The sequence below is a fragment of the Nitrospirota bacterium genome (assembly GCA_020846775.1).
In the GTDB taxonomy this organism is placed as follows: Bacteria; Nitrospirota; 9FT-COMBO-42-15; order HDB-SIOI813; family HDB-SIOI813; genus RBG-16-43-11.
The window spans coordinates 37,710-48,986 of the sequence record JADLDG010000044.1 but is presented as its reverse complement, the minus strand read 5'-3'; the positions used below and the strand labels follow the sequence as shown (position 1 = coordinate 48,986).

Below are 11,277 nucleotides of genomic sequence, written 5' to 3'. Positions count from 1 at the left end.
GGCGCAGGCTGTGGGCAAAGTGTATAACATAACACAGGTTAACCCTTCAGAAGATTTACTTGTTAAAGCTCAAGGTATTTATTCGACCATATTGGCTGATCCACCCTGGCAATTCCAAAATAGAACAGGGAAAATGGCTCCGGAGCATAAGAGGCTTCTCAGATACCAAACAATGGAGCTGAAAGAGATCATGGAGCTTCCTGTGTCCAAACTCGCTGCGGCAAAGTCCCACTGTTATTTATGGGTGCCAAATGCCTTATTGCAGGAAGGTCTTAAGGTGATGGAAGCATGGGGATTTACGTACAAGTCAAATCTGGTGTGGTATAAGGTACGTAAAGATGGAGGTCCAGATGGCAGGGGCGTTGGATTCTATTTTAGGAATGTTACCGAACTGATTCTTTTTGGTGTGCGCGGAAGTATGAGGACACTTCAACCAGGACGAACGCAAGTAAATTTATTGTATACTCGAAAACGTGAGCACTCAAGGAAGCCAGATGAAATTTATAACTTAATCGAAGCATGCTCACCTGGTCCGTATCTTGAATTGTTTGCCAGATTTCGTCGTTCAGGTTGGGACCAATGGGGTAATGAGGATGTTGAGGAAAATTCCTTTCGCGGCGTGGCAAAACGAAAAGCACATATTGACCCGCAATTCGTGCTTCTTGAAAGTCCCAGAGGGTATGGTTCCGGAAAAAAACCCGGGCGTTAAACGTTAACTTAACCTTCATTCATGGGATAAGCACTACATCTTAAAGGAAGTTTAACGATAAATACACTTTGAAGAAATATACTATGTATGATATAAATTGAAAGGCGACTATTAATCCATCTAAACATATTCATTAATTTCAGGGAACGTATAATGAAATCCTACCGGGAAGAGCTGTGGTTTGAAATAAAGACCCGGAGATCGTATATCAATATCACAACTCACGTGAAAGACGCCTTGCGTAAGAGTGGAGTAAGCGAAGGACTTTGCCTGGTTAATGCCATGCACATTACAGCAAGTGTATTCATTAACGACGACGAACAGGGATTACTGCAGGATTACGATGACTTTCTCGAACGCCTTGCCCCAAACGAGCCTGTTTCATTTTACAGGCATAACAGGACAGGTGAAGACAACGGAGACGCTCATATCAAGAGGCAGTTCATGGGGCGTGAGGTAGTCGTCGCTATCACAAATGGTAAACTTGATTTTGGACCATGGGAACAGATATTCTACGGAGAATTCGATGGCCGGAGGAAAAAGAGGGTATTAGTCAAGATAATCGGAGAATAAGGACTTTCAACACGGGGAGGTGAAATAATGAAGACAGAGAAGGATATAAGTAAAACGGGATTTTATCATTTCTATCCGGTCGTGCCGGCAATAATCGTAGTGAAAGCAGGGGATTCCATAGATGCCCTTGCCTGTGCATGGTATTCTGCCGTATCCTTTGAACCTCCATTGTTTGCAGTGTCTATAGCACCAAAGAGATACTCCTATCAAATGTTGAAAAAGAGCGGCGAATTCACTGTCAACTTTCTGGAGTTTGACAATGCAGGCACGATAGCAGCTCTGGGAAGGACCTCCGGCAGAGAACTTGACAAGTTCTCTGCTTACCGGATAAAAACACTTCCCTCGTCAGAGATAAAGACCCCCATACTCAAAGATGCATATGCCGCATATGAGTGCAGGATCGTGAAACGACACAGACTAGGGGATCATGATCTTTTTATTGGGGAAGTCCTTGCAGTTCACTATAAGGAGAAGGCATTTGATAAAAAGAACAAACAGCCTAATCTCTCAAAACTTACACCTGCACTCTATTTGGGAGCAGACTATTATGCAGGGATTAAATCTTTCAGTGAAGTCAGGATAGGCAAAGAGGATGTGATGGGCGGGGGCAGGAAACCGATTCAATAAAAGATCAACAGGGAGGTATATTTTTTCAGAGTGAAGTATTCCGGTTGGGTTAAAAGGTCTCCAATGCACGCTGCACGGTCTCATTTTGCTGCGGCATCTTACAAAGAAAAGATATATGTCTTTGGAGGTGGCGGTGATGGATTTACCAGCCTCTGCAGCACTGAGATATACGACCCGGAAACTGATGTATGGTCCAGGGGAAAAGATATGCCGACTGTGCGCTCAGGCACAGTTGCCGCTGTCCTTAACAATAAAATATATGTCATGGGGGGAGGCCTGAAACTCCATGATGGAAGGTTTCAGTTTTTCAGGATAGTTGAAATATATGACCCTGAAAATGACACATGGACAAGTGGACCGGACATGCTCATGCCGCATGATTATCCGGCCTCAGTTGTATACAATAATCAGATCTATGTGATAGGCGGCCACCATCCTGATGCCACAAGTGGCGGTCCTATGACAGACCCCGGGTTCTCCTTCTGCGAGGCATTTTCACCTGAAGAGGCGGTGTGGAACAAACTTGCCCCGATGCCTGAGCCCCGTTTTGCCCATGTATCAGTAGTAATCAATGACGAAATAGTGGTCATGGGAGGCGCCGGCCTCAGAGAAGATGGATTCATGAATTTTGACCTTATGGAATCTTATGATCCTGTTTCAAACAGCTGGAGAGATTCAGGGATGAGACTTCCCTGGCCTGCTGCAGGCCTGGGGGCATTGTCTCTTAACAACAGAGTATTCGTCTTTGGCGGAAAAAGCGACAATAAGATAGAAAATCGTGCAGCATGTTTTGAACAAGGCAGTGATGCCTGGGAAGAGCTTGAACAGTTGAATGAAGGACGCATAGTAATGAGCGTAGCATCCTTAGATGATACCATCTATCTCCTGGGGGGGCGGGGGCCGGATGGCAAGACACCTGTATCTGAGGTCTGCTCACTTACGCTGCTCTGATACCCAGTTGTCAATAGCCTCTGCAATCTCTTCAGCTATATCAGTAAACCTGACCCCATACCCCGGTTCATTCTTATTAGAATCACTGAACTTTCTGGCCCACACAACCTCGCATTGACATCTGACTTTGATGTTTGCATCAGGTATCTGAAAAGAGATACTAAATCTTTGACCCGGTTCACGAGGGTTGATTGATGCGACAAAGAATCCGCCCCTGCTTATATTTCTGGCATAACCGAAGAGCGGCTGATGTTGACTGTCTTCTGACACCTTAAATACTATTATAGGCTCTCTTAAATATCTTCTTTTGTCTAACAGATATTGTGGTTCCTCTTGCTCACTCATGTAATTTTCCGTAAATCTACCTTTCAGGACAGCATATTATCTGAGCATTACCAACAAATCAAGTAATTTATCTGGATAATGAAGTTTCACTCATTTTAAACTTTAATGTTTGCATGAAGGCGCATAATATATTATGCTATATGTATGGATTATAAAATTAAAATAGCAGCGGTTATAATTGTGCTAACGTCAATTATTTACGGTTTCAATTATTTTGTGTTGGCAGGTCCAAAACAGTATAACGATATTACTGTCACCGGATTTTATGAAAAATCGAAACTCGATAATGGCATTTTTCTCCTCGATGTCAGGTCTCCGGATGAATACCGCGAAATGCATGTACCTGCTACTGACAGGCTTATTCCGGTTTCAGAATTAAAAAAGCGGATAACTGAGCTCAAGGGACTTGAGGACAAAGAAGTATACGTAATATGCCGCTCCGGAAGAAGGAGTAAGGCAGCAAGTGAGATACTCGCTGAAAATGGATTTAAAAAGGTATTTAATATAATGGGCGGCATCCTTGAATATAAAAAAATGAACTACCCTATCGAACAGGGAGGCGTCATACCGTGAACTTTCAAGCAAACGGATTCTTATTAAGACCGCTTAATTCAGGCACTGTATCAAACCCTTTATATTGAACAAGTACCTTGAACACATTACCCATCCTGCCGGGCATAATCAGGTTTTTTATCAGGAGTCTTGCATTTAAGGCATCAGTCTCGGTAGATGTCTTTTCACTTATTTCTTCGATACTTTTTCCAATCCCCAGGCCGAACAAAAAATGCATCTGATCTGTAAAACCGGCAGTCATCAGCCCGCAACCTTCCCCAGTCATCATTAAGGTGGTAAAATCAACATGGCTCGTCATGTCCTGCTCACCAATATTTATAAGGGGGTCCTCCACCACCTGGTGTTTATAATAACAGAGGAATGTTCCCCTGCTGCGCTCAGGGGCATATAGTTCTTCCGAAGTATAACCATAGTCAATAGTTATCGCAAAACCGGTATTCAATGACCTTGCCACCCACTTCATCCATTCTATCGCCCTGAGATTCACCTCTGCACGCTGCCCTTCCTGAAGTTCGATTCCCAACCTGTCAAAATAGCCTTCGATCTCAGGAGACGATAATGTATCGAGAACTTCCGTAAAGGCATCATCCGTCATACTTACATATACCTCTTTTAATTTACCATCTCTCTTTTCAACAATGTGAACCGGGAAGGCGTCAACAAGCTCATTAGATAGAACACACCCTATAAGCCCGTCATGGAAAACGGGGTCTGAGATATCGGTCCACCTTACTTTATCACCCTCACAATAACCTCCATTATTCAGACGTTCTTTCTGTACTTTTCTCAGTCCCTCGCTCTCTTCAATAATTAGATATTGGAGCATCTCAAAAAAAGAGGGATACCTCTCCGTTGCTGCATTCAGGATGTCAAAGCATAGAGTACCATCACCGGCCCCCATCTCAACGATGAAAAAACTCGCACTGCCGGTAATGCGCCACATCTCTTCAATCTGCTTGCAGATTAACTCGCCAAAGACCTGATGGACTGAGGTTGAAGTGAAATAATCTCCTGCCTTGCCAATCTTTACCCTTTCAGAAGAATAGTAACCAAGTGATGGATAAAAGAGGGCAACTTCCATAAACTCTGCGAATGGGATTTTCTCACGTGACAATATCCGGTCTTTAAGTACGTTTGATAAGGTCATGCTGTCTTTCACAGGACGCATTTTAACCTATACGTCTGGATTGTACAACATACCCTGATTGGGATCTTAGCTCAGATAGGAAACTGTAACAGCCATCACCAGATAAGCTACTAATAATCCTGTTGAAACTAAGGCATATATTTTGAAATCGGCAACCACTCTATTCACCTCCCTTTCATCCACTATTTTTAATTTCATTATATTGATTAAAAATTAAAGGAAGATTAAGGGAGCACAACCAACCTTGGGGAAACCCATACCTGATTTTTTTTAAATTAAGTATGGTGTCCCCGGAACAAGGGAACAAGGCCGGGCGGTATCATCTGTTTCTGAATTAAACAGATGATACCGGTGATTTTAATAGCGCAGCAGCGCCCCTATATTGCCAACCTCTTGCAACTGCCTGTTTTCTGCAATAGCTGATATCTGAGAGCCCATGTCAATGGCCTTTTGTATGGTAAAATCTATCAGGTGTTCTACATTCTCAAGTGCAGTATTGCAAAAGGGACATGTCTTCAAGTCCTGTATGGTAAGGAAGTCGCACGACTGGCATTTATAGCCTGATGAACTGAAGCCTGCGAGATAAACCAGGTGGTGGATATTGCCCTTCTGCATTTGAGACAGGACATCTTCAAGACCTGCTGCTGCAGAACCATTTTTGCTTGCGCGTGTAACCAGTTCTTCAACAAGTCCCTCTTCACCGGTTTTTTCCACTCCCCGTATTATCTGCATAGATTTTTCAAGGATCTCATCGTTGCCTGCATGCATGTCTGCAGTAAACGTACCGGCTGTCTTTGCTGTTATAGGTTGAGAGAGCATCTTGGTGAACAAAAGTAGAGACTCTTCAGAACCCCCTATTATTATATGACTTACTTCACCCTTGACAAGCAAGCCTTCCAACTTCGTCACCACATCCCTCAGGTGAAAGTGTATATGCTGGTCAATATGTCTTCTGAACCTGTTCTCATTCCTGCCCTGCCAGCCGCCCTTTTTATGTTTACCCGGGATATCAGGTGTCAGGAGTTCAGCATACTCTGCAATTTCACCAAGCTGGATATTGAATAGTCTTGCATGCACCCTGTCTACAAGTGCCACAGCATAACTGCGGTTTTGTTCCATAATGCTTGTCAGAGGCTTTAAATAAGGGGTTTTGTCAATTACGACCTGATTCTTTAATGGAACAGAGAGGTGGTATATCTCCCACATGTCCAATTGGGTGGAAGATATTATAACAAGAGACTTCTTAAATTCTGTCTTAGCGCTTTTCAGATAAGTCTCGATCTTTTTTACATCTTCTTTCACAACCTTCTGATCGGTATTGCTTAACTTATCAACCTCAGATTTGACTAAATTTCTATATGTAACAAAATATTCCCCCTTCGTATTAGTGACCGGATTTACATTAAGATAAACCGTAGTAAACAACTCCCCGTTACCCTTTACTGTGTTAAGTCTTGTCAATTCTTCTCTGGTGAACATAAAGTAAACCTCCTTAGTTAAGTTTCAATCGAGTACGATGCTATAACATGTTCAGGAACTCCACCTCATCTATCAACTTTACCCCGAGCTCCTTTGCCTTGCGGGCCTTTGACCCGGGATCCTCTCCCGCAACCACGAAGTCAGTGTTCTTACTCACACCTGATGCCACATGACCTCCGAGAGATTCAATCCTCTCTTTCGCCTCATCCCTTGTAAATGATCTCAGTGTCCCTGTCAACACAAAGACCTTACCTGCAAGCCTTCCTTCTTTTTTCCGAACTGCCGGGGTAAACTTTACACCTGCCCCCTTCAGCCTTTCAACCTCTATTATATTGTCCTTCTGATTGAAGAACTTCACAACACCCTGTGCAATCTCAGGGCCGACTGTTCCCACTGCGGTAAGATCGTCCGCTCCTGCAGCCATTAAAGCTTCTATACTGCCAAAGCTTCGGGCAAGGATCTTTCCCGTTTGCTCACCTACATGCCTGATCCCAAGGGCAAATATAACCCTTGAAAGTTCCCTCCCCTTACTTGTTTCTATGGCATCTATTATATTTCCGGCCGACTTATCGGCCATTCTATCGAGTCCGGCTATCTGATCCTTAGTAAGATAATATATATCTGAGACATTTTTTACAAGTCCTTTATCAACAAGCTGTTCTGTAAGCTTTTCTCCTAATCCCTCAATATCCATTGCCCGTCTTGACGCAAAGTGCTTAATTCGCTCCTTTAACTGGGCGGGACAATTAATTCCAGTACACCTGAAGTATACATCCTCCTTTAAAACCTCTGATCCACAAGCCGGACAGATACCGGGAATTCTGTACTTAAGCTCATTACCTGTCCTCTTTGATGTAATTACCTTAACTACCTCTGGTATTACGTCACCTGCACGCTGTATCAGCACCCAGTCATTGATCCGCACATCCTTCCTGTCAACCTCATCCTGATTATGGAGGGATGCCCTGCTCACAGTTACGCCGCCAATCCTTACAGGTTCCATAATAGCAACCGGTGTCAGAATTCCTGTCCGGCCCACATGAGCCTGAATATCAAGAATCCTTGTAGTGGCCTGCCTCGGTTTAAATTTATAAGCAATTGCCCACCTTGGGCTGCGCGCCACATTCCCAAGACGTTCCTGGAGACTGATTCTGTTAACCTTGATGACCACACCATCAATCTCGTATCCCAGGGAGTCCCTCTTATCCTCAATCTCTTTGTAATAGCTTATAACCTCATGAATTCCCTGACATAGCCTGTTTAACGGACTTGTCTTGAGGCCCCATTTCTTCAAGGTATCGAGGACTTCCCAATGTTTCTCAAATAACATACCAGTTACTTCACCAATACCATAAAAGGAAATATCAAGCGGGCGCGCGGCCGTAATCCCCGGATCAAGCTGGCGGAGCGACCCGGCGGCGGCATTTCTCGGGTTGGCAAAAATGGTCTCTCCGGCTTCTTCCCTCTCCCTGTTCATCTCCCTGAAATCATGCAGCCGCATAAAGACCTCTCCCCGCACTTCAACCCTTTCCTGCACTTCCTCATATTTACTTATAAGGTTAAGGGGTATGGTCTTTATCGTCCTGAGGTTTAATGTCACATCCTCTCCCGTGAAACCATCTCCACGTGTAGAGCCCACTGTGAACCGGCCATGCTCATAAACTACCTCAACCGCAAGCCCGTCAAGTTTGGTCTCTGCTACATATTCTATTGACTCGTCTTCAGATACATTCAAAAATCGCCTGATGCGCCTGTCAAACTCAAATGTCTCTTCTTCAGTTTCAGTATTGGAAAGGCTCAACATGGGTATGGTATGTGAAACAGGCTTAAATTCTGTCAGAGGTTTGGCGCCAACCCTCTGAGTAGGTGAATCCGGAATAATCAATTCCGGGAACGATTTTTCCAGACCAACAAGCTCACGCATGAGCCTGTCATATTCCGCATCAGATATTTCAGGGGAGTCCAGGACGTAGTAAAGGTAGTTGTGGTAATTGATCTCTTCTCTGAGTTGATTTACACGAATACCGGCTTCTATCTTATCCATTTATTTCATTTCAACGCTGCCTTCAACACCTCATCCACAGTCTCTACGAACACGAACTTTAAATCCTTTCTGAGTTCTTCCGGGATATCTTCCAGGTCTGCTTCATTTCTCTTTGGAAGGATCACAGTCTTTATCCCCGCCCGTCTGGCTGCAAGCATCTTTTCTTTGATCCCTCCGATAGGAAGTACAAGCCCTGTCAATGTAATTTCACCTGTCATAGCCACGTCATTGCTTACAGGTCTGCCGGTCAGAAGCGACACCAGGGAAGAGACCATAGTTACACCGGCTGATGGCCCATCCTTGGGAATTGCCCCTGCCGGGACATGAAGGTGAATATCATCTGTATCAAAAAAATTCTCCGCTATGCCCAGTTCCTTCGCCTTTGACCGGACATAGCTGAGTGCCGCCTTTGCCGATTCCTGCATAACATCACCCAATTGACCGGTTAGTGTAAATCCCTTGTTGCCAGGCATCCTGGTAGACTCGATAAACAGGATATCACCTCCCGTCTCAGTCCACGCAAGTCCTGTTGCCACACCAGGAACAGACGTCCTCTTTGCTACCTCCGGGTAAGTCTTTTCAGCGCCAAGAAAGTCGTGGATATCATCAACCCTGACCGTAACCTTTGTAATCTTGCCTTCTGCTACTTTTTTAGCGACCTTTCTGCAGACAGCAGCAATCTCTCTTTCAAGATTCCTGACCCCAGCTTCTCTTGTATATCCTGATATAATCTTGCGCAGGGCCCCCTTATCAAATTCAATATTATCATTGGTGAGACCATGCTCTGTCAATTGACGCGGCACAAGATAGTTTAACGCTATACCAAGCTTTTCCTCTTCCGTATATCCCACAAGGTTCAGGACCTCCATCCTGTCCTTCAGGGCAGGGTGTATAGTCTGAAGAACATTCGCTGTAGTTATAAACATTACCTTTGAAAGATCAAAGGGGAGGTCCATATAGTGATCCCGGAAGGAATAATTCTGTTCCGGGTCCAGGACTTCCAGTAAGGCAGATGAAGGGTCACCACGATAATCCGATCCCACTTTATCTATCTCATCAATCATGAACAATGGGTTGTTTGACCCTGCCCTGCGTATGCTCTGGATAATACGTCCCGGAAGCGCCCCGATATAAGTCCGCCTATGCCCCCTGATTTCAGCTTCATCTCGCATACCTCCTACAGACATCCTGATAAATTGCCTGCCAAGGGCTCTCGCTATAGACTGCCCGAGAGAAGTTTTCCCAACACCTGGTGGACCAACAAAACAGAGTATAGGGCCTTTTGTATCGTTTTTAAGCTTTCTTACTGCAAGATATTCAATTATCCTTTCTTTTACCTTCTCCAAGTCATAATGATCATCATTAAGGATCTTCTCTGCCCGTTCGAGATCCAGATTATCCTCAGTGCTCTTGTCCCAGGGAAGGTCCATTATCCAGTCAAGGTATGTCCTTATAACATTATATTCCGGCGATGCTGCAGGCAGCTTCTCAAGACGGCCCAATTCTCTTTCAGCCTCTTTCATAACCTCTTCCGGAAGTTTGGCCTCACCAAGCCTGTCCCTTATCTCATTTGTTTCCTGAACCCTCTCGTCAGTCTCTCCAAGTTCCTGCTTAATCGCCTTAAGCTGTTCCCTGAGATAATACTCACGCTGGGCCTTGGACATCTCGCTCTGTACCTGTGTTTGTATCTTGCCGCCAAGTACAAGGAGTTCGACCTCCCTGGTGAGTACAGAAACAATACGGTTTAGCTTTTCTTCTACACTTTCCAGTTCAAGAAGTTCCTGACGCTCATTAAGCGGCATCCTGACGATAGTTGCAATCAGATAAGCAAGCTTGACCGGGTCATCCAGGTTAATAGCAGTAACCTGTAATTCCTCCGGCAGGTAAGGCGCGAGGGAAATCATCTTCTGTGTCTGCGCAATTGCCGACCTCATCAAGGCTTCTATCCTCGTGTTCTTTATTGAATCTTCTATGATCACTTCAATTGAGGCATTTAAAAAAGGCTCTTCCGTGATAAATTCCTTTACAGCTATCTTGGCAAGACCCTGGACTATTAACGCCATCCCTTTTTCCGGCATCCGGAGCATCTTATGAATAACTGCAGCAGAACCAATAGAGTAGAGGTCATCACGACCAACATCGCCCTCAATATTTGGCTTCATTGTAACAACGCCGATGATACGTTGAGCGCCCATTGCCTGTTCAACTGCCTTTATGGACTTTTCTTCTGTAATAAAAAGCGGGATAACGGTAAATGGAAATAGTACAGTATCTTTGACAGGGATAATCGGCATAGTATCAGGTATATCCTGACGTCCTTTCTCCGCCTCTTCTTGAGGATTTTTAAAAACCTTTTCATTTAGATTTGATGCAACCATAGTCTGTCTAACTCCATCACTCCGATTGTGGTATTATCAGCCTGGCTTTTGAGACTTGGCTATTTTTATACACAAGAACCCGTCTTTCAGCTCTGCGTTGATATGGTCTGCTTCATGAACCTCCGGTAAACCAATAATGCATTCAAATTCCCCGTAGTTAATTTCCATCTGATGATATGTAATTCCCGGTGTTTGATGCGGGTACTTTCTGGTGCCGCTGATTACGAGCTGTTTGCCTTCTGCTGTAATGGTTATATCATTTTTATCCACACCCGGCACCTCGACTTTTATGACAATATCATTTTCCAGCTCATATACATCTGTAAGAGGTTTCCAGTGCCGGTCGGCGAGGACGTGAAAGGGGTGTTTAGGATTAAAAAGACTGTTGAACATCCTCTCCATCTCCCAGCGTAGATCATCCATCTCATCAAAGATGTGTTTTTTCCTCATC

Annotated in this window: 11 protein-coding genes; 5 read left to right on the top strand and 6 right to left on the bottom strand. The window is 44.4% G+C overall.

Annotated features, from left to right (window positions below; genetic code table 11):
• Positions 1 to 10: 10 nt before the first annotated feature.
• From IT392_07180 to IT392_07165, 4 genes are all read left to right on the top strand, one after another.
• Entirely contained in the window at positions 11 to 709 is a 699-nt protein-coding gene (locus tag IT392_07180) for an S-adenosylmethionine-binding protein (protein ID MCC6544271.1), read from the top strand.
• A gap of 153 nt (positions 710 to 862) precedes the next feature.
• On the top strand, positions 863 to 1,282 hold the full coding sequence (locus IT392_07175; GenBank protein MCC6544270.1) for a YjbQ family protein: 420 nt from the start codon (positions 863 to 865) through the stop codon (positions 1,280 to 1,282).
• 27 nt (positions 1,283 to 1,309) lie between these two features.
• Complete coding sequence (locus IT392_07170) at positions 1,310 to 1,909, top strand: flavin reductase family protein (protein MCC6544269.1); 600 nt, start codon at positions 1,310 to 1,312, stop codon at positions 1,907 to 1,909.
• A gap of 30 nt (positions 1,910 to 1,939) precedes the next feature.
• On the top strand, positions 1,940 to 2,860 hold the full coding sequence (locus tag IT392_07165) for a hypothetical protein (GenBank protein MCC6544268.1): 921 nt from the start codon (positions 1,940 to 1,942) through the stop codon (positions 2,858 to 2,860).
• Here IT392_07165 and IT392_07160 read toward each other — a convergent pair.
• Complete coding sequence (locus IT392_07160; protein ID MCC6544267.1) at positions 2,843 to 3,205, bottom strand: PilZ domain-containing protein; 363 nt, start codon at positions 3,203 to 3,205, stop codon at positions 2,843 to 2,845. The genes IT392_07165 and IT392_07160 overlap by 18 nt on opposite strands.
• Before the next feature lie 144 nt (positions 3,206 to 3,349).
• Between IT392_07160 and IT392_07155 the strand changes: the two genes are divergently transcribed.
• Positions 3,350 to 3,778 (top strand): rhodanese-like domain-containing protein, encoded by a 429-nt coding sequence (locus IT392_07155; protein MCC6544266.1) that lies wholly within the window; start codon positions 3,350 to 3,352, stop codon positions 3,776 to 3,778.
• A gap of 4 nt (positions 3,779 to 3,782) precedes the next feature.
• Here the strand turns inward: IT392_07155 and IT392_07150 are convergent, their stop codons facing one another.
• From IT392_07150 to IT392_07130, 5 genes are all read right to left on the bottom strand, one after another.
• Entirely contained in the window at positions 3,783 to 4,925 is a 1,143-nt protein-coding gene (locus IT392_07150; GenBank protein ID MCC6544265.1) for an SAM-dependent methyltransferase, read from the bottom strand.
• Between the two features lie 357 nt (positions 4,926 to 5,282).
• Positions 5,283 to 6,404 (bottom strand): hypothetical protein, encoded by a 1,122-nt coding sequence (locus IT392_07145; protein MCC6544264.1) that lies wholly within the window; start codon positions 6,402 to 6,404, stop codon positions 5,283 to 5,285.
• Positions 6,405 to 6,444: 40 nt separating this feature from the next.
• Positions 6,445 to 8,448 (bottom strand): NAD-dependent DNA ligase LigA, encoded by a 2,004-nt coding sequence (gene ligA, locus IT392_07140; protein ID MCC6544263.1) that lies wholly within the window; start codon positions 8,446 to 8,448, stop codon positions 6,445 to 6,447.
• 5 nt (positions 8,449 to 8,453) lie between these two features.
• The gene (lon, locus tag IT392_07135) at positions 8,454 to 10,826 is read right to left on the bottom strand and encodes an endopeptidase La (protein MCC6544262.1); all 2,373 of its coding nucleotides are present in this window, start codon (positions 10,824 to 10,826) and stop codon (positions 8,454 to 8,456) included.
• 36 nt (positions 10,827 to 10,862) lie between these two features.
• Positions 10,863 to 11,276: an Hsp20/alpha crystallin family protein gene (locus IT392_07130; protein ID MCC6544261.1), complete on the bottom strand. Its 414-nt coding sequence runs from the start codon at positions 11,274 to 11,276 to the stop codon at positions 10,863 to 10,865.
• Position 11,277: the final 1 nt, after the last annotated feature.

Bases quoted from the DNA above. Each gene is read 5' to 3' on its own strand.
- IT392_07160 (MCC6544267.1), bottom strand. From the start codon at position 3,205: ATGAGTGAGCAAGAGGAACCACAATATCTGTTAGACAAAAGAAGATAT.
- IT392_07130 (MCC6544261.1), bottom strand. From the start codon at position 11,276: ATGAGGAAAAAACACATCTTTGATGAGATGGATGATCTACGCTGGGAG.
- IT392_07145 (MCC6544264.1), bottom strand. From the start codon at position 6,404: ATGTTCACCAGAGAAGAATTGACAAGACTTAACACAGTAAAGGGTAAC.
- IT392_07155 (MCC6544266.1), top strand. From the start codon at position 3,350: ATGGATTATAAAATTAAAATAGCAGCGGTTATAATTGTGCTAACGTCA.
- IT392_07175 (MCC6544270.1), top strand. From the start codon at position 863: ATGAAATCCTACCGGGAAGAGCTGTGGTTTGAAATAAAGACCCGGAGA.
- IT392_07170 (MCC6544269.1), top strand. From the start codon at position 1,310: ATGAAGACAGAGAAGGATATAAGTAAAACGGGATTTTATCATTTCTAT.
- IT392_07150 (MCC6544265.1), bottom strand. From the start codon at position 4,925: ATGACCTTATCAAACGTACTTAAAGACCGGATATTGTCACGTGAGAAA.
- lon (MCC6544262.1), bottom strand. From the start codon at position 10,826: ATGGTTGCATCAAATCTAAATGAAAAGGTTTTTAAAAATCCTCAAGAA.
- ligA (MCC6544263.1), bottom strand. From the start codon at position 8,448: ATGGATAAGATAGAAGCCGGTATTCGTGTAAATCAACTCAGAGAAGAG.